Origin of the sequence: Peribacillus huizhouensis, from assembly GCF_014138605.1 — a bacterium.
GTDB lineage: Bacteria > Bacillota > Bacilli > Bacillales > DSM-1321 > Peribacillus > Peribacillus huizhouensis.
In genome coordinates, this window is the sequence record NZ_JACJHX010000011.1 from 74,771 (window position 1) to 95,657 (window position 20,887).

At 34.9% G+C, this 20,887-nt stretch carries 15 protein-coding genes, 2 pseudogenes and 1 riboswitch; of the genes and pseudogenes, 3 read left to right on the forward strand and 14 right to left on the reverse strand.

Features of this window, described 5'->3' with window-relative positions; all coding sequences use genetic code 11:
- Positions 1 to 267: 267 nt before the first annotated feature.
- Genes phnX through HNP81_RS16105 form a run of 5 tightly spaced genes read right to left on the reverse strand, consistent with a single transcriptional unit; the run spans position 268 to position 5,582 of the window.
- Positions 268 to 1,083, reverse strand: coding sequence for a phosphonoacetaldehyde hydrolase (phnX, locus tag HNP81_RS16085; protein WP_182503277.1), 816 nt, complete (start codon positions 1,081 to 1,083; stop codon positions 268 to 270).
- Entirely contained in the window at positions 1,080 to 2,174 is a 1,095-nt protein-coding gene (gene phnW, locus HNP81_RS16090; protein ID WP_182503278.1) for a 2-aminoethylphosphonate--pyruvate transaminase, read from the reverse strand. The genes phnX and phnW overlap by 4 nt, the downstream gene beginning before the upstream one ends.
- A gap of 21 nt (positions 2,175 to 2,195) precedes the next feature.
- Positions 2,196 to 3,188 carry an extracellular solute-binding protein gene (locus tag HNP81_RS16095; protein WP_182503279.1) on the reverse strand — a complete coding sequence of 331 codons (993 nt, stop codon included), beginning with the start codon at positions 3,186 to 3,188 and terminating at the stop codon, positions 2,196 to 2,198.
- Positions 3,189 to 3,214: 26 nt separating this feature from the next.
- On the reverse strand, positions 3,215 to 4,837 hold the full coding sequence (locus tag HNP81_RS16100; RefSeq protein WP_182503280.1) for an ABC transporter permease subunit: 1,623 nt from the start codon (positions 4,835 to 4,837) through the stop codon (positions 3,215 to 3,217).
- Positions 4,830 to 5,582, reverse strand: a complete 753-nt coding sequence (locus tag HNP81_RS16105; RefSeq protein ID WP_182503281.1) for an ABC transporter ATP-binding protein — start codon at positions 5,580 to 5,582, stop codon at positions 4,830 to 4,832. Before HNP81_RS16105 ends, HNP81_RS16100 begins: the two co-directional genes overlap by 8 nt.
- Positions 5,583 to 5,831: 249 nt before the next feature.
- Between HNP81_RS16105 and HNP81_RS16110 the strand changes: the two genes are divergently transcribed.
- Positions 5,832 to 6,596, forward strand: a complete 765-nt coding sequence (locus HNP81_RS16110) for a DeoR/GlpR family DNA-binding transcription regulator (protein WP_182503282.1) — start codon at positions 5,832 to 5,834, stop codon at positions 6,594 to 6,596.
- A gap of 419 nt (positions 6,597 to 7,015) precedes the next feature.
- Here HNP81_RS16110 and queF read toward each other — a convergent pair whose 3' ends face one another.
- Positions 7,016 to 7,516 (reverse strand): preQ(1) synthase, encoded by a 501-nt coding sequence (queF, locus tag HNP81_RS16115; RefSeq protein WP_028393829.1) that lies wholly within the window; start codon positions 7,514 to 7,516, stop codon positions 7,016 to 7,018.
- Positions 7,517 to 7,641: 125 nt separating this feature from the next.
- Positions 7,642 to 7,688, reverse strand: a riboswitch (PreQ1 riboswitch).
- 404 nt (positions 7,689 to 8,092) lie between these two features.
- On the opposite strand from queF, the gene HNP81_RS16120 reads away from it, so the two are divergent.
- Entirely contained in the window at positions 8,093 to 9,496 is a 1,404-nt protein-coding gene (locus HNP81_RS16120; protein ID WP_182503283.1) for a purine-cytosine permease family protein, read from the forward strand.
- Between the two features lie 497 nt (positions 9,497 to 9,993).
- Here HNP81_RS16120 and HNP81_RS16125 read toward each other — a convergent pair whose 3' ends face one another.
- A complete protein-coding gene (locus HNP81_RS16125; RefSeq protein WP_028393827.1) occupies positions 9,994 to 10,878 on the reverse strand; it encodes a LysR family transcriptional regulator in 885 nt (294 codons plus the stop codon).
- A gap of 120 nt (positions 10,879 to 10,998) precedes the next feature.
- Between HNP81_RS16125 and HNP81_RS16130 the strand changes: the two genes are divergently transcribed.
- Positions 10,999 to 12,189, forward strand: coding sequence for a coenzyme F420-0:L-glutamate ligase (locus tag HNP81_RS16130; RefSeq protein ID WP_182503284.1), 1,191 nt, complete (start codon positions 10,999 to 11,001; stop codon positions 12,187 to 12,189).
- A 59-nt stretch (positions 12,190 to 12,248) separates the two neighbouring features.
- On the opposite strand, the gene HNP81_RS16135 is transcribed toward HNP81_RS16130, so the two are convergent.
- The 7 genes and pseudogenes from HNP81_RS16135 to HNP81_RS16160 form a co-directional block, all read right to left on the reverse strand.
- On the reverse strand, positions 12,249 to 13,499 hold the full coding sequence (locus HNP81_RS16135) for a nickel pincer cofactor-dependent isomerase, group 22 (RefSeq protein WP_182503285.1): 1,251 nt from the start codon (positions 13,497 to 13,499) through the stop codon (positions 12,249 to 12,251).
- A 201-nt stretch (positions 13,500 to 13,700) separates the two neighbouring features.
- A pseudogene (locus tag HNP81_RS24710) lies at positions 13,701 to 14,045 on the reverse strand (4-hydroxythreonine-4-phosphate dehydrogenase PdxA); the annotation flags it as partial.
- 285 nt (positions 14,046 to 14,330) lie between these two features.
- Entirely contained in the window at positions 14,331 to 16,103 is a 1,773-nt protein-coding gene (locus HNP81_RS16145; protein ID WP_028393823.1) for a sigma-54-dependent Fis family transcriptional regulator, read from the reverse strand.
- Positions 16,104 to 16,375: 272 nt separating this feature from the next.
- Positions 16,376 to 17,185 (reverse strand): ATP-dependent sacrificial sulfur transferase LarE, encoded by an 810-nt coding sequence (larE, locus tag HNP81_RS16150; protein WP_028393822.1) that lies wholly within the window; start codon positions 17,183 to 17,185, stop codon positions 16,376 to 16,378.
- 381 nt (positions 17,186 to 17,566) lie between these two features.
- On the reverse strand, positions 17,567 to 18,913 hold the full coding sequence (locus tag HNP81_RS16155) for a gluconate:H+ symporter (RefSeq protein WP_028393821.1): 1,347 nt from the start codon (positions 18,911 to 18,913) through the stop codon (positions 17,567 to 17,569).
- A 247-nt stretch (positions 18,914 to 19,160) separates the two neighbouring features.
- A pseudogene (locus HNP81_RS24885) lies at positions 19,161 to 19,270 on the reverse strand (4-hydroxythreonine-4-phosphate dehydrogenase PdxA); the annotation flags it as partial.
- A gap of 624 nt (positions 19,271 to 19,894) precedes the next feature.
- The gene (locus tag HNP81_RS16160) at positions 19,895 to 20,857 is read right to left on the reverse strand and encodes a helix-turn-helix transcriptional regulator (RefSeq protein WP_182503286.1); all 963 of its coding nucleotides are present in this window, start codon (positions 20,855 to 20,857) and stop codon (positions 19,895 to 19,897) included.
- Positions 20,858 to 20,887 lie beyond the last annotated feature (30 nt).

Consider the following 20,887-nt stretch of genomic DNA (forward strand, 5'->3'; position numbering starts at 1 on the left):
ATACAAAACTTAAATGGCGTAATAAGTACTAAACCGTGTACTACGCTACACTCACCTAATCACAATGGCGGCGGTGCGGAGCCTGAATTTTGGATGATATCTTAATAAAAATAGTATACCTGATAAATATTTTAGGCATAGTAGTAAGTCGCTGAGCCCCGCCCCATGTCCTCATACAAAAAGGTAAGCCCCCATACTCTACTTTATAAGCAGATTATGGGGGCTCTGTATTGCATATAGCTTGCTTACTTTATTAATGTCTTATAATTATCCTACATTCGGTCGCTTACCTTCTGCAATAAGACCATTTATATGCTCAATTAAACTTGGAAGTTCACTCATTGTTTTAATCGTAAAATCAGCTCCATTTTCTTTGAAAACTTGTTCTGTTTTAGTCATGACAGCTTCCTTTTCAGCTTCAGATAACTGATTAAATTCAGTTAAGCTTAATCCCATTTCTGAGCTGCCAACGATCACACCGACTGACCAAACTCCCGCTTGGACTCCCTCTTTAATATCAGAAACTGTATCACCTACTTTAACGACCTTCCATGATGCTGTTAACTGAAGCTTCTCCATGTTTCGATAAATCATATAAGGATATGGTCTTCCAAAAGAGTTTGTTTCATCAGCAGTAATATAGCAATCTGGACTGTAGCCTTTTTTCAACGCATTCGGAACGACCACATCCATCATTGTATTCGTATATCCTGTTGTAGATCCAATTTTTAAACCTTGATTTCTCAAGATTTCAACCGTTTCAATCACCTCAGGAATTGGATCTGTATACTCTGCTAAAGAGGCCATAAGGGCTGGTTCAAATTCAGCAAATAAATCATTTACATCTTGGTCATTAAATGCTCGTCCGAATTTGTCTTCCCATAATGCAGATACTCTAGGGATGGTCAACATCGCACGAATATGGTCAATTTTCAACATTCCCATTGGAGCCCTTGCTTCCTCCATCGTAACATCAATACCTACATTCTTAAAAATATCTACAAATACATTTACAGGTGCAAAGCAACCAAAGTCAACTGTAGTTCCTGCCCAATCAAAAATTACACCTTCAATTTTATTCATTTTGTCACCACTCCCATATATTCTTCAATAATATTGCATAATTCATGGATATCTTCCTCGTAAATTTCACCGATATTGCCAATGCGGAATGTATCTACATCTGTTAACTTCCCTGGATAGATGACAAACCCTCTCTCTTTCACATATTGGTAAAATTCCACAAAGTTGAATTGTTCGTTCGGAAACATAAATGTAGTAATAATCGGTGATTGTTTTTCAGCTGAAATATAAGCATGAATCCCTACTTTTTCAAGTCTCTCTCTTAAAACCCGGTTATTCGTTTGATAACGAGTAAATCTAGCAGAAACACCACCTTCTTCTACCAATTCATCAATGGCTTTAGAAAATGCTGCTACTACATGTGTTGGCGAAGTATAGCGCCATTTTCCATCTTGGTCCATCTCTTTCCATTGATCAAATAAATCCAATGACAAACTTCTAGCATTTCCTTTACATGCTTTAAGTTTTTCTAAATTAGCAATGACAAACCCAAATCCCGGAACACCTTGAATACACTTATTTGCACTACTAATTAAATAATCAATCCCAAGTTTAGGCACATTAATTTCTATTCCACCAAAGCTACTCATAGCATCAATAATTAATGTTTTTCCATATTCCTTAGACAGACTCGCGATCATCTCGATCGGATTTAAAATACCAGTCGTTGTCTCACAATGTACCATGACAATATGGGTAATTTCCTGATCTTCTTCTAAAATCTCTCTAATTTCTGCTTCATTTGGATATTCATTATATGCGACACTATATTGGCTAAAATTTAGACCGATATATTGAGCCATTTTTATGACACGCTCACCATAGGCACCATTCGTTATGATTAACACCTTATCCTGATCCGATATAGTAGAGGTCATCACAGATTCAACAGCGAACGTGCCACTTCCTTGCATGAGTACAACCGTGTACTCTTCCTTCGTTGCAGATGCAAATTCAAGAAGCTGATCCCTAATTTTTTGAGTAATATCTTTATAGTCTTGATCCCAAGTGCATCGGTCAAAAAGCATTTCCTCTTTCACTGTCTTAGTCGTTGTTAATGGACCTGGTGTTAAAAGTTTATAGTTTTTCATATGCCCTTCACTCCCTTTTTACTATTTCGCTGAATTGAAGAATTCTTGGTGTTGTTTTAATAAATCAACAGTTAGTGGTTTTTCAAATTTCATAGAGTGTGACGGTTTGTGAGTATCAGAAACAGTTTCACCCTCATAAAGTGCTACTGGATAGTATTGCAATAAATCTTTTCTAGCATCTTTAATAATGACTTCAGCCATTTTCATTGCTAGCTTCGTTGTTTCGTCGTCTTTTTTCACAACTGCAATCGATTCTGTAAGAGAGAAATTGCCTTCAATCGGGTCAATATAATCAATTGGTGCACCTGATTCTTTCGCTACTACCGCTTGATGACGAAGACCAAAGCCAGCCGCTACTTCTCCAGCTTGTACTTTCTTAATCGGGCCTGAACCTGAACTTTCAAGATGTGGACCACTATTTGCAATTAAATCATGAAGAATTGTTTTCCCCTCAGCTTCACCGTACTTAGAGATAATCGCTTGAACTAACAACCAGCCTGTTGAAGAATCCATAATATTAGGAATGGATACTAAATCTTTATATTCTGGTTTTGTTAAATCTTTAATAGATGTTGGCATTGTTAAGCCTTTTTGTTTAATGACTTCTGTATTTACAAAAATTGAACCTGTGTTAGCTAAAACCGGCGTATAAAATGATGGGTATTTTTCTAATGCACCAGTTTCAAACGCTAAGTCTGCAAACATTGGATGTTGTTCCTGGGCACTTTCTAAAAAATAAGAACTCATCGTAACTAAATTGGCATCAATTTGATCACCTTCTGCCATGAGCTTTCCACCTAATTCGGAAGTACCTAATGATTGAAGAATATATTTCCCTTCATATCCAGCATTTTTCAATGCACTTTCCATGGCAGCAACAGCTTCTTCATCACCATTCGTTTGAATAACAACCTTTTTTGCACCAGCTTCTTTTTGACTATTACATGCTACTAATGTAAAGACTAAACATAAACTAAACAGAGTAATCATCATTTTTTTCATGTTTTTAAACATACAATTCCCTCACTTTGTCTTGTGCATTATGAATGATTTATTGATTGTCTTTTTTGGAAGTAATCACAAAGTATCTTAATCAGTAAATTTGTAAAAAAGATTAATAGCGATAATACAAAGATTTCATTAAATTTAGCAAAATGCTGCAACTGTTTAATTTCGGTAGCTACTAATGAAGTTTGAGCTGTAACTAAAAAGATAATCCCACTCACTGTAACCATTGAATTGATAAAATAATAGCTAATCATCTCAATCACGGTTGATGCTGAATTTGGTAGAATCACCCGATAGATGGTCTTCAGCCAACTATCTCCCAATAATTCTCCCGTTGTTTCCCAAGATGGATTCATTTTAGACAATGAATTTTTCGCCATTAAATATGGTGTCGTAAAGAAATGGACAATATTACATAGGATGATAATGATGAATGTCCCTTTTAAACTACTGCCATTAAAGAGCAGTAAATACGATAAACCTAACACCATGCCTGGGACTGTGTTCGTAATCATTGAAATACTATCAATCGTTGACTTCCCTCTCAAAGGTGTACGAGCGTTTAAAATGGCTGAGCCATAGGCAACGAGTGTACCTAATACAGCCGTTAATGCAGCTACTATCACTGAATTTTTATATACGTTTACTAAATCACTTGATTGGAAGATGTCCATCACATGCTTAAATGTGAAAGTAATATCATAAGGATAACTAGCTAAAAATGGTGCAATAAACATGATGGCAAAGACAGAAAGCATCGCTACGATAATTGCCGAGGAAATGATGCCAAAACTGATATCTCTTCCTTTATGCTGCATCAGCTCAATCGCACTAAACTTGTCATAATGGAAATTTAATTTTTCAAGATAATTTAGTAGTAAGACACCAAACACAGCTGGTAGTAACATCAAAATTGCAATGACTGCACCTTGGTTAAAATCTGGAATCGATCCGAGCATCACTTGGTAGAGTTGAGTTGCTACTACCGCATACGTTCCGCCTACCGAAGCTGGTATCCCGAAATCTGTAAAACTCAAAATGAATGAAAGAACAAAAGCTCCTCCTAAAGTTGCCCATAATGGCCGGACAATCGTGTTCATAAAGCTTCTTAACGAGCCGTCACCCATTAATTTGGAAACAATGATAAATTTTTTATCAATGTACTTGAAAGAGTTATTAATGAGCAGGAACGCTGCCGGTAATGTATAAATGACATAGCCAATTAACAAGCCATTAAGCCCATAAATGTCAAACAAACTTTGGCCAAAAATTTTCGTTAGTAAGCCTTGGTTTCCAAAAGAATACATAATGGCGAACCCATACGTAATCGTTGGAAGTAACATCGGGATAAGAATCCCTGTTTTTATAACTGTTTTGATTGGGCGATAGATTCTTGTACAATTGACGGCATAGGCAAGTGCAAATGCCAAAATCGTTGTGATTACCGCTGTTATACTAGAAACTTTTATACTGTTTCCAAATGCCTCAATTAAGTCCTTATGAGACAGAATAGAAAGGTAATTCGATATGCCAAGTCCTTGATTCGTTTCAAACGAGCGAACAAATAAAGTGCCAAGAGGAAATAATAGAAACACTGCAAATACTATTAGTATAGATAAGAAAATAATTCGCATTTCTGTTTTAGCTTTAGGCATGCTGTTCACCAAATAAGTTATATATATTTTGTCTCTTAATCTGTAATTGTTTCAGGATAAACTCTTCAACGAAATCATTTTTTGGTTGATTAATAATTTCCTGAGGTGTTCCAAATTGAGATATATTCCCCTGATTGATAATTAGAATTTTATCTGACAACGTTAATGCTTCTTCGGGATCATGCGTAACAATAATCATCGTAAGCTTATACTCTCTTGCAATAGATTGAATGCGCTGTTTAATGGATTCTTTGATGACTCCGTCTAGTGCGCTCAAAGGCTCATCTAGTAATAATATTTTTGGCTTCATAACTAATGTTCTTGCAAGAGCTACCCTCTGTTTCTGACCACCCGATAACTCGCCGATTTTCTTTGTTAAATGAGGTTTTAACTCTAAGAATTCGATGTATTCTTGAAGCTCTTTCTCTGACACTAATCCCTTCTTATTTCTTAAACCATATACAATATTTTCATAAGCACTTAAATGGGGAAAGAGCGCATAATCTTGGAATACAATATTGAATCCACGATTCTTCATCGATACATGACTCATATCCATATCATTAAAAATAATCTTTCCATGGTCCAATTGAGTTAAGCCTAAAATAATATTTAATAAAGTAGTTTTTCCACTCCCACTTGGACCTAATAGAGAAACAATTTCACCAGCTTTAATTTCAACATTTATGTCATCTAAAACTACTTTTCTATCGAATTGTTTGCTTACATTTTGTAATTTCAGCAAACTGTTCACCCCCCTTAAACACAACCTTAGTATAAAAACTATATGTAAATTGAAATAAAGATTAACGTAAACAATATGTAAATTTTGCATATTTTATAACTAAGTTAATACCAACTTATGAACAATTTATTCTTCATTTATGAGTAACTTATCTTATTATTTATGTAAATATATTGAATGTATAATAAGTAATCAGTACACTAGAATTAATGCTGCTTTAAAAAATGATAACTTTGAGTAGGTGAATTTATGTTTCCAGTTGAAAGACAACAGAAAATTATTGAATTGTTAATGATAAAAAAAGTGCTTAAGATATCTGAGCTAACTGAAGAATTAAAAGTCTCTGTTGATACTCTTCGTAGAGATCTAAACCTGCTTACAAGACAAGGGAAAATCGAAAAAATTTATGGTGGAGTTAAACTAGTTGAACCAAAATTTGGAGAATCTACAATTGACGAACGCATGGTCAGTCATTTAGATGAAAAAGAATCAATTGCACGAAAATGTAGCGAATTGATCTATGACGGTGATTGTATTTTTATTGATAGCGGCTCAACAACCTATCAAATTGCAAAATACATTAAAAATAAGAAGAAGCTAACTGTAGTGACGAATTCAATTCCTGTTGTATTAGAATTAATCAATAGCGATGTCGAGCTGATAATCATTGGAGGAAAGGTCAGACATAATGAACAATCTGTAGTAGCTTATGATTATTTATTTAATTTTAGTGAATTGAATATAGTAAAAGCGTTTATTTGTGCCAGTGGGATCACAATCGAAAAAGGAATTTCTGATTATAACTTAGAGGAAGCAATTACGAGGAAAAAAATAATTGAATTATCTAAGGAAATTTATGTTGCCGCTGACAGTACAAAATTCGGTAAGGATGTCACAATTGGGATTGCAACGCTTGATAAAATTCATTACATTATTACAGACCAAAATGTAAATAAAAATCTTATCGATACATTTAAGAAAACAAGCACCCATTTAATCCTTTCAGAAAAATAATCCTCATCCAAAACGAATATAGCGTTATAATGCCTTCAATTACCATGAAGGATTAATCCCGTAGCACGCTACACTCGCCTAATCATAATGGTGGCGGTGCGAAGCAGGTCTTTGCAATACTCTCTTAATAAAGTAAGTATATCTGCAAAGTAGATTGGCTGTATTAGTAAGTCGCGAAGCCCCGTCCCCATGTCCTTATACAAAAAAACGGAAATTCCACTCGTAATGAACAAATTGAGCAGAATTTCCGTCTTATTATTTTCATTTTATAATTTTATTATTATATGGAATACATTAATATTAGTTAAATATTTTACATGAAGTTCATGATTTTAGGAGAATGCAATATTCTTTTAGACAAAATCCTTCATCAAACCATCTTTTTCCATACCGCTATGTTTCCATGCTTGTTTCAACTATTAACGATTATCTATTTTTTCAGGATAAAGATCATGATTCATTAAACGGAAATTAGCCATCTCTTCGTATTTAGTACCTGGTTTCCCATAATTGCACCAAGGGTCGATGGAAATACCGCCACGTGGTGTAAATTTCCCCCAAACCTCAATATACCTTGGGTCAAGTAATTTAATTAGATCGTTCATAATGATGTTGACGCAATCTTCATGGAAATCACCATGATTACGAAAACTAAACAGATATAATTTTAGTGATTTACTCTCGACAATTTTTTTATCTGGAACGTAAGAAATGTACATCGTTGCAAAATCAGGCTGATGTGTCAGTGGACATAAACTAGTAAATTCCGGACAGTTAAATTTCACGAAATAATCACGATTTGAATGAAGACTATCTACAGCTTCCAATACCTCAGGTGCATAGTTGAATGAATATTGCGTATGTTGATTTCCTAATAGCGTTAAATCCTTTAAACCTTCTTCATGGCTTCGGCCAGACATAAAAAATCCCCCTTTAAATGGTTCCCCGACACTGTTTTAAAAGAGAGATCCGCTAATCATTCTTTTACAACTAACAGGATAAAATATAAAAAGCCCTGTCCAGTATGGACATGGCTTAATGTCATGTATCCATAGTTTTTTATAGAGGGTATCAGCTATGAACCTCTCCCGTTTTAGCTCGGGCATTCTCTTCTTTCATATCATAAAGAACACTTGGCAAAACGTCAAATGAAAATTTATTCCGCAATAACGATCAGTAAAACCCCACTGATTGAAGTTTCAATTTACTTCCCCCCAACTACTAATGCTGTTCTTAATTCATATATCAATTGGAAGGAATCATCAAACAGTCACCCATTTCACTGAATATACTACAAATCCTATGATATAAGGAGGAATTGATAGATGGAGTGGTCTTTTAGTAATCTAACCATCAAACAGCCGCAATAATGACGTTTGCCATGTCTTTATCTATATTGATATATTAAATATAGAATATTGTGGGATGACGAATCTGTGCTTAACAGGCGAAATGTAGATTGTGAAATTATACACAAAAAAGAGGAGTCGATACGTATGAGATCTGTCAAAGTAACAGATCACAAAGTGATAGAAGATGAAATGAAAGATGATTTTTCATTAGATAGAGTACCACGACAGCACAGGAATATGGGATGGCTAAGTATTACTAATATTACTTTCGGTATAGCAACAGCCATTTTCTATTTTCAAATGGGGAGCGTTATGGCGCTTCAATTCGGAGCCATTAATGCAATCATATCCTCCATATACGCGATTATCGTAGCTGGTGTATTAGGAACATTCATTGCTTATCTTTCAGCAAAATCCGGTATGAACGTCAATTTATTATCTAGAGGTGGTGGATTCGGCTATATAGGTGCATCATTAACCTCATTTATTTATGCAACGAACTTCATTATGTATTGTGCATTTGAAGGCTTGATTTTAGTTTACGCTGTTCATACCTTCTTCCCAGTTCTACCAAAATGGGTGCTTATCCTTTTCTTCGGAACCATTGTTATCCCGTTGAATTGGTTTGGTATAAAACAACTGGATAAATTACAAAAGTGGTCTTTACCGATTTTCGGTATTTTTTTAGTAACCGCAATCATTGTATCGATTAACACACCTTCCCTATACGAAGGGGAATTTTGGACATACATGCCTGAGGGCGTTCAAATAGGAGGCAAAGCTCTATTGTCCTGTATAGGAATGCACCATGGGATTATGGGTCTAACAGCCCTTCTTGGTTCAGACTATGCCCGTTTCCTTAAACCTAAAGACATTAAGGTAGGATCGGTTGCCATTGGCTTTATTCCGCAAATTTTTTGTTTTGGAGTTATGGGTGGTCTTGGTATATGGTTTGGCGTTCGTCTAGGTGAACCAAATCCAGGTGTATACATCGTGCTACTTCTTGGTATCGGTGGAGCGCTGTTCACAATGTTAACCCAACTAAGAATTAATGTGACAAATATATATAGTAGCTCCTTATCCCTTTCCAATTTCTTCGAAAATATTTTTAAATTTACACCAGGCAGACGTTTCTGGGTAGTTGTAACAGGGATATCCGCGATAGCTTTAATGCTCGGTGGGATAGTGAACCATCTGGATACAGCCATGACATTCCAGGGAGTCTTTTTATTAGCGTGGGCAGCCATATTAGTCAGTGACGCCATGATTGTCAAAAAGTTATTAAAAATTGGACCCGGTTATTATGAATCCAGACAGGAGTATCTATATAAATGGAATCCTGTAGGAGTCGTGTCATTACTAATTGCAAGCGGTTTAGGAACGATCGCAGCATTAGGATATATGGGGACGTTTTTACAAAGCACTGCCGCATTCTTTGCTGCAATTCTAGCAGCTATACTTACAGTAATATTAGCAATTTTTACAAAAGGTAAGTATTACAACAAAGGCGAACCAAATGACATTCACAAGGAAGATTATATAGCATAAGAATGTTTATTTGATTAATAAGTTACGTTTACAATCTCCTGATTTTTTACTATTATCCCCCCCGGTCCCCCTTCCGGATAGCCTTTTAATAGGCACTTGATTCGTTTTCTCGCTATCTTCCCTTTCACATATGAGAAATGCTTAAATATGTCGGTTAAAAGATGGGAATTGTATTTGAAGATTTTTCATTTGGCTCAGACTTTCTAATTTTTGATTTGGAAAAGTCCAAATGTTTTTACCTATAGCCTATTTGTTCTAAGGTATTGAACTTGATTCCCACGCCCATCTAAACCTGCAAGCTATTTTTCAATGTCCAATCCTTAACCACTGTACAAATTAATTTGAATTAGGAAAAAGAGTAGCCAGACTATTCTTTTTTCTCCTGTTTTATAAATTCGATTTGTCCTTAAAAAAAATAAGTAGTTATATTTTATTTCTCTCTCTGAGCTCAAGAGGTCGAATTTACAAATGATTCTTTAACAGAAAAACTTTTACATCTATTTATTTTCTATGATCTCAACAAATTTTGTTGAAGCTGGCGATAGAGGCACACTCTTTAAAAAGCAGACTCCAATGTTCCTCTTCGGTATTTCCTCCATTAATTGTACTTCATACAATAAGCCATTATTTAAATAATCATGAGAAAATTCTTTCGTCACACACGCAATTCCTAAATTTATCTTAGCAAACTCCAATAATAAATCATGAGAGCCTAATTCAAATTCTGGCGAAATCTTAATACCTTTAGATATCAGATAATCCTCGACATACTTTCTAGAAACCGATTTGGGCTCGAGTAATATTAAAGGCAGTTTTACTACTTCATTAAGGCTTATTGGCTTAGATAAGCTTTTCTTATATTTCTCTCCACAAACAAAAATATCTTGGACTTCAATACATGGTATAAGTTCTAAAGTAGAATCATCAAGGGGAAAATTACAAATTGCAATATCAACCTCTCCTGATTTTAATATAGAACAGATCTCTAATGTTGTACCATTAACAATCTTTAATTTGATATTGGGATACTTATTATGAAAAGCTTCTAAATAAGGAAGTAAATAATACCTAGATATCGTATCACCAACACCGATCTTTAATTCCCCTGTCGTTAAATTTTTAAACTCCAAAATCTTTTCTTCCCCAACATCAATTAAATTAAGTGCCGAATGAACATATTCAAATAGAAGACTACCCTCATTTGTTAATGATACTCCCTTTGGGGTTCTATTAAATAGACGGATATCTAATTCTCTCTCTAATTGCATGATCGCTTGACTGACAGCTGGTTGTGACATATAAAGGTCTTTTGCTGCCTTAGAAAAACTCTCGCTTTTTCCTACCTTATAAAATACTTTATATAAATCTAATTTACTTACCATATAAACACTCCTTATACCTACCATTCGATATATCCATTTTACTTATATCACTAAAACGATGTATAGTACAAGTAGGGACATACTATAAATTAACTTTACTAGTTATAAGGAGCGATTATTTTGGAAAGAGTTGTAGGAACTGTTGTAAGAGGTCTTCGTTGTCCAATCATCAATCAAGGGGATAACATTGAAGAAATCGTTGTCGATAGTGTGTTAAAAGCTGCAGAAGTTGAAAGTTTTAACATTAATGATAAAGATATCGTTACATTAACAGAATCAATCGTAGCTCGTGCTCAAGGGAATTACGCGACTATTGATCATATTGCTAAAGATGTTCAAGCAAAATTTGGAGAAGATACTGTTGGTGTTATTTTTCCTATCTTAAGTCGTAATCGTTTTTCAAACTTGCTACGTGGTATTGCAAAAGGAGCTAAAAAAATTGTTTTAATGCTTAGCTACCCATCTGATGAAGTTGGAAATCACTTAGTTGATATAGACGTTCTTGATGAAAAGGGAGTTAACCCTTGGACAGATGTTTTAACAGAAAAACAATTCCGTGATCATTTTGGCTATAATAAACATCCTTTTACTGGTGTTGATTATATTGAATATTATAAATCTTTAGTTGAAGAATACGGCGTTGAATGTGAAGTAATCTTCTCGAACAATGCAAAGACGATCTTAGATTACACGAAGAATGTCCTTACTTGCGATATTCATACGAGATTTAGAACAAAGAGAATCTTAAAAGCAAACGGCGGCGAAAAAATTTATAGCCTCGATAATATTTTATCGGAGTCTATTGATGGCAGCGGATGTAATGAAGCATACGGGTTGCTTGGATCTAATAAAGCAACTGAAGATAGTATTAAACTTTTCCCACGTAATTGCCAACCTATCGTTGATAAAATTCAGCAAATGCTTAAAGAGAAAACTGGCAAAAATGTTGAAGTTATGGTTTATGGCGATGGAGCGTTTAAAGACCCGGTAGGTAAAATATGGGAATTAGCTGATCCAGTCGTATCACCAGCTTACACATCAGGACTTGATGGCACACCTAATGAAGTAAAATTAAAATATCTTGCTGATAATAACTTTGCTGATTTAAGAGGTGAAGAACTGAAACAAGCGATCTCTCAATACATTAACAATAAAGATGCGGATCTTGTAGGTGCTATGGAAGCACAAGGGACTACTCCTCGAAAACTTACCGATCTGATCGGTTCTTTATCAGATTTAACTTCAGGAAGCGGTGACAAAGGTACACCTATTGTCTTCATCCAAGGTTATTTCGATAATTACACTAAATAAGATTCGTTCATAATATAAAAAACGGCTTCCTTTTGGAAAGCCGTTTTTTATGTTTGTAATTACATCTGCAAGAAATAGCCGTCTTCATCAAACTGCATTTCATGTAGATCCTCTAATACTTCGATGTTTTCTTTATCTTTTAGTTCATTAAATATAACCTCAGATACGTATAGCTCACCAATATGAAGAGTATTTGGGATACGTACAATTCTTGCCTCAACAGACGCAACGCCCCAGTTAGCACGTAGCGCTGCTTTTAATGCTTCCTGATCATTGTCAAGAACGATTGGAATTTTTGCTCGATCTAAAAATGTACTCGTTACAACATTTTCATTCATTGCTTGATAATCAATTTTTTCAAATAAACGCTTCGTCGTTAAATCTGATAAACCGATACCTAAGGCATTACCATGACTCGCTTCACTTATATTCGAAGCAATGACATATTTAATACTTGGATTTTTCGGTTCTTCTACTCCTAGTACACGAATTCGGCCAATAATATTTGTATCCATTCCTGTACCACTAAAGTTTTTACCGATTTCATCTACTACTAATATATCCATTTCTTCTACTGGTAAGCTTGGCATCATCGCGAATGCTTTCACCAATAATTCTCTTTCACGTTCTTCAATTTTGTCTGGCTCGATCGCTTCGATAATTGCTGTTTCCTCATGGGCATTTTCAACAATAGCGATTCCAAACAAAGTATTGGAATTTTTAATGCACACTTTCCCAACTTCAGGCATCATATCGCGAATTCCCTTAATGCCATATGTGTGTAATGCTAGCGCCTGTTTATGCTTCCCAATACCAATCGATGCCATTTTCAAGACACCGCTCTCGATGTCCTTCTTAAAGTCTGTATGCGGCTTAACGCGCCCCATAATGATAATGCCATCGGCTTGAGAAGCATGTTTATCAAGATATACGGGAACACCATCTGAAGTAACACCAACTTCAACTACTTCCATAGAAGAACGAATTTCACAACCCGTTGACTCTTCGGTAACCCCTAGTCCTTCTAGTACCTCAACTTGGCCTTCAGCAGTTGCACCACCATGACTGCCCATAGCAGGAATGATAAATGGCGTAGCACCTAATTTTTTAATCTCATCTGCAACACTTTTGACGATTAATGGGATATTTGCAATACCACGACTTCCGACTGTTATTGCAATTTCCATTCCAGACTTAATTTTCTCGTCTGCCTTCACTTGTTTAAATTGTTCCGTAATCGTTACAGGGATGTTATCTACACTTTCGAATTCGAATTTTTGTCTTATTTTCGCTACTTTTGGAAAAGACATTATTCTACACTCCTTTCAAACTAAACAGCTTTTTAAACAAAGGGGAGCAAGAGATCTATAAAAAATCCCTTGCTTTACTACCATTATTATTAATTGTTTTTCATGAGCTAATTCAATCGCCATCCGAATCGCTTCTTCGCTTCTTTTAACGATAACTCGTCCGCAATTTTTCCCTAGCGATATATTGCGCAGCAACCATGCAAAGTCACCACGTTTTACCCTAAAGAATAATGTATCTGCTAGAAGTGGTCCCTGTACATTACTACCAGAGCTTTTTCTAGGCTGGAATAACTCTTTCTTCCTCACCATTTCCAAAAAGTCCATTTTCCAACATGTGAATGAATTATTAGCACAAACTGCGATCAGAGGAGATTTAATTTCTGCTTTTGTAATATTTCGTGTGCAAGTTTAATAACTGAATATTTAACGCTCTACGTTAACTTTATTGTTTGCATCAATAAACCCAATATGAGTTGTCACATGAATAACTCTTAAGCTAGGAGCAGATAACATCATTGCGGAATCTTTCGTATTTGTTAATTCTGCACGCAATAATAGTTTGTATTGATTGCGTCTTTTTAATACGGATCATATCGTCTAGTCATTATTGCATGATACGTTTTCTATTTGTCTCTCATTCAATATCTGCAACACATAACTTAAACCGCTCCATACATGGTTTATTTTCAAACACTAAAACCGCTTACAGCAGTAATGATAAATCAAAACGTTGCATTAAGCAATTTTTTTTATTATTTTTCTATAAATAATTATTACGTTGCTATTTGCATTAACTTATACTTCATTTTGTGCACAAAAAAACGCAAGCTGTTATTTTAGCTTGCGCCACAATGTAGATCGATTAATCCCTAAACGTTTTGCTGCTTTTGATTGATTTAACCCTTCCTCTTCAAGGACTTTAGTTATCACTTGTTTTTCTATTTCTTCTAGTGTGCCACTTATATCGATATGTCTTAACGTTTCATTGTTCTTCTCTTGCTGCTCTAATCGTTTAAAAACTGTTTCAACTTCTTCCTTCTCGATATAGTAGGAATGTGATTGTAAAAATAATTGTTCAATTACTTGTTTAAGTTGTTCTACATTTCCTGGCCAATCATAATTCATAATTTTCTCCAAAGCGTCCAGTCGAATTCCAACTACTCCATTTCCATATTTCGGATGTAATTCAGAAATAAATACATGAACTAAATCCTCAATATCTTTTCTACGTTCTCGAAGTGGAGGTATATGAATTTTTAATTGAGCCAATATACTATACAAATCACTATGAAACGTGCCATTTTTAACTTTTTCTTCAATATTATCCTCAGAAGAAACTAGCCATTGTAGCTTTTTATCATTTTCATTCTTGAGTATCTGATATAACTCCTTTTGCATATAAGAGTTCAATTTATCAATGTTTTGTAAGTAAATAACTCCATTGGCATATGTTCGAAAAAAATCACCGTTCATTAGATCTTTTAGTTGTTCTGCACTTAATAAGTCACAACGCAATGTGATAAATGGTTCATTCCTTGTTTTCCTTTTTAAATAAATGGAGTGGGCAACCAATTCTTTTCCATTTCCCTTTTCTCCTGAAATCCACACTGGTTCTTCACTTTTACTATATTGATCTATTTGCTTTAATACCTTCTGAATCAGTTCGCTTTTTCCTGAAATAGGGATATAAGAAGCCGATGTATGAAATTCTATCGCATTCAAGATCGCGTCCTGCCCCTGTAGAATAGCTTGATTAGGAAGATTTTTTTCAAAGTTCAATACGATAGCATCTTTTTTAGGATATGAAGTTACTTTCCAAAATGAATGATTGATGTGAACTATTTTTGTTTGCTTTTCACGTCTTAAGGCAGTTTCTTGTATCAACTTTTTTACATCTGTCGAATTCTCTAATTTCATCCAATGAAATTCTTTATTGAAGCGTTCATTCCCATAAATAATTTTTTCTTCCTTATTAATAACTCCGATTGCCTGTTCGTTACTATCAAGTATAGATTGAAATAAAGTAACATCCTGTTGAAGTCGCGAGAATAAGCGATATGACCTTCTCGTTTCTTCTAATGCATCAGTAATAGCTTCTTTTCCGGAAGTGATTAGAACGCCTGTCAGACCTAATTGCTTAGCAGTTTGAACCGTAACCACATCTCCAATTACCACTTCATAGCCTAGTTTTTTTAAATTCGCTAACTTTTCTTTAACATCGATATCATTTGTAATCGTTAATATTTTTATGTCTAAATCAAGAAGCTTACATATTGTCGCAGCTCCCTGTGTAATATTCGAGAATCCAACGATAGCAGCTTTTCCTGAAAATCCTTTTACAAGTGTTAATATGCGTAATACATCATAGCCAGACACTTGAATATCAATCACTGGTATAGATACAGCCTCCTGAATCATTGAAGCTGTACCACCACGACTGATAATGACATGATAGCCATTATTTTCAGCACCCTTTGCAATAGCAACTCCTTCATATAAATTACCTAATTCGATTTGTAATTGAATATCATCGACTTCTTGAGCGATCTCTTTCATCATTTCAAACAATCCCTCATAAGGGACAATTACCAATGCTTTAATCATTTTCCCCATCACCTTCTGTTGCAAAAAATCAACATAAATATTTCCTAGAAAAAATATATATAAAAAAACCCCTGTCAGGCTTAAGATAGAGAATTTCCCTATAGCTATTTACCTCAAAGGGATTTTATTATTTAGCTCTATTTTTGATCTACTCTTGTAGCAAGCACGCGATTTATGCTATAAAGCCAATCTAATCAACATGATTTGTTCTACACTCTTCCTATAAACCGTGTACAACCTCAGAGAACCTTGTCCGATTTTGTCTTTAACCTTTAGTCAAGACTTGTTGTTAGCACTTTGTTCATGCTGCCGCTTACATAGCCTTGAAGATCAAGGGTAACATATTTATATCCGAATCGTTGAAGGTTTTCCATGATATCTTTATGGTTTGTTAAAACTACCTGCATATCTTGAGGTTCAACTTCAATCCTAGCAATCTCTTGATGAGTTCGAACGCGCACTTGTCTAATCCCTAATCCTTTTATATAAGCTTCAGATTTTTCAACCTTTGTTAATTTTTCTTGCGTAATTTTTTCTCCATATGCAATTCGTGAAGATAGACATGCGAACGATGGTTTTTCCCAAGTAGGCAAATCTAATTGTTTTGAAAGTTCACGAATTTCTTCTTTATAAAGATTCGCCTCTTGCAGCGGGCCACGGACACCATGTTCTTTGGCTGCACGCACTCCAGGACGATGCTCACTCATATCATCAGCAATTAAACCGTATACAACGTTCTTAAATCCTTTTTCATGCATGATCGGAACGACTTGTTCGAACAATCCATTTTTACAGAAATAACAACGGTTCCGGTCATTTTCTGTGTAGCCCGGTATATTTAGTTCAGAGGTTTCAATAACTTGGTGTGTTGCACCAATCATTTTGGCTAGCTTCTTAGCTTCTTCTAATTCACTTGAAGGATACGTTTCGGAATCAGCCGTAACAGCCAAGACTTTTTCAACTCCTAAAACATCAACTGCAACTTTTAATAGCAACGTACTATCGACACCACCAGAAAAAGCCACAACAACATTTTCCATCTCTTTTAAGATTTCTTTCAGTCGTTCATACTTCTCATTCATCCTAACTCCACCTATTTCTATATTATTTAAACTATTTTTAATGTATGATTTGGTAAATTTATTGTTGCAAAATCAACCCTTTTTTATAAAGATTTGTTGTCAATCTGAAAAGGAATTTTGTACATTTTGCAACACTATTTGATTATAAGCGTTTTTTTTAACAAAGTAAAAGGAATTGTTAAAGCGATTTCAAGAGTTCAAATAGCAAAATCCCACAAGAAACAAAATAAAAAAATTGGCTTCATTTACTATACTACGGTACTAAAACTTTTCAGATTATCAAAAAAGGAGGCGGAATGAAATCATCCCCCCCCCTTTATCAATCGGCTAAGCCACGGTAACAGCATTGCCTAATTACTTCAATTTAAATTGTCTTTTCGTTTAAATAAATATATCTAAAATTAAAGTACATGCCAAACCAGATAAAGCAACGATGGTAGAAAGTACAGTATAAGTACCGAATGCTTCTTTCAATGTCATCCCTAATGACTCTTTTACCATCCAGAAACCAGCATCATTAACATGTGACGCAATCGCACTACCAGCCCCAGTTGCAAGTGCAACTAGTTCCAAGTTAACATCAGGAACTGTAGCAAGAGATGGAAGAACTAATCCAGCAGTTGTTAAAGTAGCAACCGTTCCAGATCCTAAGCAGATTCGTAAGATTGCTGCAACAGTCCATGCAAAGAATACAGGTGACATAGCAGAACCTTCGAATAATTTAGCGACATAGTCACCTACGCCACCATCCATCAGTACTTGTTTTAAAGCACCGCCACCACCAATGATTAGAAGTAGCATCCCTAAAGAGTTAATTGCTGAAGTACAAGAATTCATCAACGTCTTAATTGACACATTTCTACGTAATCCCATTGTGTAAAGTGCAAACAATAATGAAAGCAGCATAGCAGTTGAAGAGTTACCAATAAAACGAATAACTTTTACAAAGAAGTTATCTCCAAATCCCATAGCCGGTTGAATCATATCAATAGCAGCACCTAAAGCCATTAAAATAACAGGAAATAATGCTGTAAACACACTAATACCGAATCCTGGTGTATCTTCTAATTTGAATGTTTTTTGAATCCCAAATGACTCACTGCCTTCTCTAGTAAACGCAGTCGGTACAATTTTTTTAGCAAGCTTAGGATACAAAATACCAGCTAAAATAACAGTTGGGATTGCAACAATGATTCCGTAAATTAATACTAATCCAATATTTGCACCATATTCTGCAGATACCGCTGTTGGACCTGGGTGCGGCGGTAAGAAAGCATGTGTACATAATGCTGCCGTGACCATCGGAAGACCTAGTTTAACAATTGAAACTTTCAATTCTTTTGCAATTGAGAAGATAATTGGAACTAGTAATACGATTGTTACTTCAAGAAATAGTGCAATACCTACAATAAATGAAGCAAATAAAACAGCCCATTGAATATTTTTTTCCCCAAATTTGTCAATTAACGTTGTAGCAATACGGTTAGCTCCACCTGCATCTGCAATTAACCTACCAAGCATTGCGCCCATTCCAAAGATTAATGCAATATGACCAAGTGTTCCTCCTAAACCGCTTTCAATAGATTTCATAACATCCGCCATAGGCATGCCCAGTGCTAATGCTACGATAACTGAAACAATGATTAATGAAACAAATGTGTTTAATTTAAAGCCCATAATTAAAATAAGTAATAAAAGTACCCCTATTGCTATAATTACTAATGGCATAATATCCTCCTGGTGTAAATTTTGTTAGTTTTTATTGATAAAAATGCTGCAATATTGTTTCTTTTACACATGATGATAAAGATATGTTCCGCTTAAAACGTTTCTGTACTTCTCCCAAATGACTAAAATAGTTCCTCTTTTATATTAACTCCCTTACCACACTTGCAAGTGCTTACAATAAAAGGTAGAAATATAAAGAATTAAGACGAAAAATTCTTTTCTCAACTATTCTTAGTTTGTACAAAAATAATCCATTTATTATGGACATTTTCTATGGAATTCTGACTTCTTCTTAGCGAAAGCATGTCCTTGATCATGGTAAAGGGATAATAATGCATCATATTTTACATTTAATGATTAGAAACATACAGAATCTGCTGAAACTGTTGGTTATCGCATCACCTTGTGAACGTAAATATTTTATACTCTTAGAATAATCTTGTCAAGTGGACAAATCGGCTTGTAATCGTTTATTTTTTCAACTATTATCATAAATTCATTACCAATCATGTGTTGTATTTTATTTCACTTCATTTTTACGATAGGAATGGTGCTTGGCTCTATTTTTCTTTTTCTATTCCATTTTGATTAATTTTTAGGCATTCTATACATTTAATATAGTAGTTGTACAATTAGAAACATATTCATATAAAGTGAAACACTTAGGTGGACAACACTCTTGACCCAACATGGATGATACTAATATGTTTGATTTAGCAGCAAAATAGGCGAAAAACAAATAGAATAAAGTGCCCCAAAAACCTCATTTAGATACGGTTCACCCTAACGCATCTAAATGAGGTTTAACATATTATTATTAAAATGAATTTACTAGAAATTCAATACAGAACAATACTGATAAAAATGCTATTACCCTTTAAAGGTATTTCCAACATTCAGAAACCTTTATCTTTTCTGGGTATGCGAAAATAAGAGGGAACTGGCCAAACTCAAAATTATTTAGGTTTTAACTGGCACTGCTCATGGGAAGAATAAGCATAATCTCTCTTGTAAACCTTCTAAGACTTCTTCTGGCACTTCCCTGACCTTGATATCCCCACCTAGGAAGAGTAGCCAATTTGTTATTTCGGTCAATTCTTCGGGATTATTAACATTGATAAAAGTCTTTAGAATGGCTGTGGTTTGGTAAGGATTCGTATAGGAAATTGAAACTTTTAAAGGATGGTATTTTTTGAACTGGGCAATCGCCTTTGGACCAAGTTCAAGGACAAGGTTAATTACTTCTTCCTGCTTACTTAGTTTTTCTAAAATCTGTTTCTTATTTAATCTTTTTTTCGTAGGGTATGGTTTGACATTGGTGAGATTATCGACAGGGAAAATCTGCCTCTTTTCATCCTTTAAGACAAAGCCTTCAATTAGCCAAAGGCCTTTTTCATGATAAAGGTGCAAGAGATAAATTGAATAAGACCTTATTACCTTCTCTTCTTTGATGGTAATCAATAAATAGCTATCCAAAAGAAGGATTTGGATGAGTTTTTCTAACATAGGATGGGGTAGGTCTGATAAATCAAGTAGGTCGGGATTATTGGGGTTGGTACCTTCAAAAAGCAAGATTTGATTTAAAAGAACAAGGTCATCTTGCTGGTTTTCTGAATTAAGGCCAAGTAATTTTTCAGCTAAAGACTGACGACTCTTTAGATAAGGGAGTTGTTTATTTCTTGTGGCCATGAAAGCAATAAAAAGAGCTTTAATCTCATTATCGGTAAAGCGAACAGTAGGTAGGACAGAATTGCTCATGACAAAATAACCCCCATCCCTTCCAACTTCAGCGACAAGTGGCATACCCATGGCTTCAATTTCTCTGATATCTCTAATTGCTGTCGAACGAGAGATGTTAAATTCTCGCATGATTTCGGAAATAGTAAAGTGGGCGCGGTTGTTGATATACCGCATGATGATATTAATCCGTTCAACTTTTTTCATCGGGACCTCCTAAACAGTATCATTTTTTGA

Coding starts and splice junctions, on each gene's coding strand:
- HNP81_RS16135 (WP_182503285.1), bottom strand. CDS start 13,499: ATGTCTTTTCCAAAAGTAGCGAAAATAAGACAAAAATTCGAATTCGAA.
- phnW (WP_182503278.1), bottom strand. CDS start 2,174: ATGAAAAACTATAAACTTTTAACACCAGGTCCATTAACAACGACTAAG.
- HNP81_RS16110 (WP_182503282.1), top strand. CDS start 5,832: ATGTTTCCAGTTGAAAGACAACAGAAAATTATTGAATTGTTAATGATA.
- HNP81_RS16125 (WP_028393827.1), bottom strand. CDS start 10,878: ATGGTAAGTAAATTAGATTTATATAAAGTATTTTATAAGGTAGGAAAA.
- HNP81_RS16155 (WP_028393821.1), bottom strand. CDS start 18,913: ATGCCATTAGTAATTATAGCAATAGGGGTACTTTTATTACTTATTTTA.
- queF (WP_028393829.1), bottom strand. CDS start 7,516: ATGTCTGGCCGAAGCCATGAAGAAGGTTTAAAGGATTTAACGCTATTA.
- HNP81_RS16120 (WP_182503283.1), top strand. CDS start 8,093: ATGAGATCTGTCAAAGTAACAGATCACAAAGTGATAGAAGATGAAATG.
- HNP81_RS16095 (WP_182503279.1), bottom strand. CDS start 3,188: ATGTTTAAAAACATGAAAAAAATGATGATTACTCTGTTTAGTTTATGT.
- HNP81_RS16100 (WP_182503280.1), bottom strand. CDS start 4,837: ATGCCTAAAGCTAAAACAGAAATGCGAATTATTTTCTTATCTATACTA.
- HNP81_RS16160 (WP_182503286.1), bottom strand. CDS start 20,857: ATGAAAAAAGTTGAACGGATTAATATCATCATGCGGTATATCAACAAC.
- larE (WP_028393822.1), bottom strand. CDS start 17,185: ATGAATGAGAAGTATGAACGACTGAAAGAAATCTTAAAAGAGATGGAA.
- phnX (WP_182503277.1), bottom strand. CDS start 1,083: ATGAATAAAATTGAAGGTGTAATTTTTGATTGGGCAGGAACTACAGTT.
- HNP81_RS16145 (WP_028393823.1), bottom strand. CDS start 16,103: ATGATTAAAGCATTGGTAATTGTCCCTTATGAGGGATTGTTTGAAATG.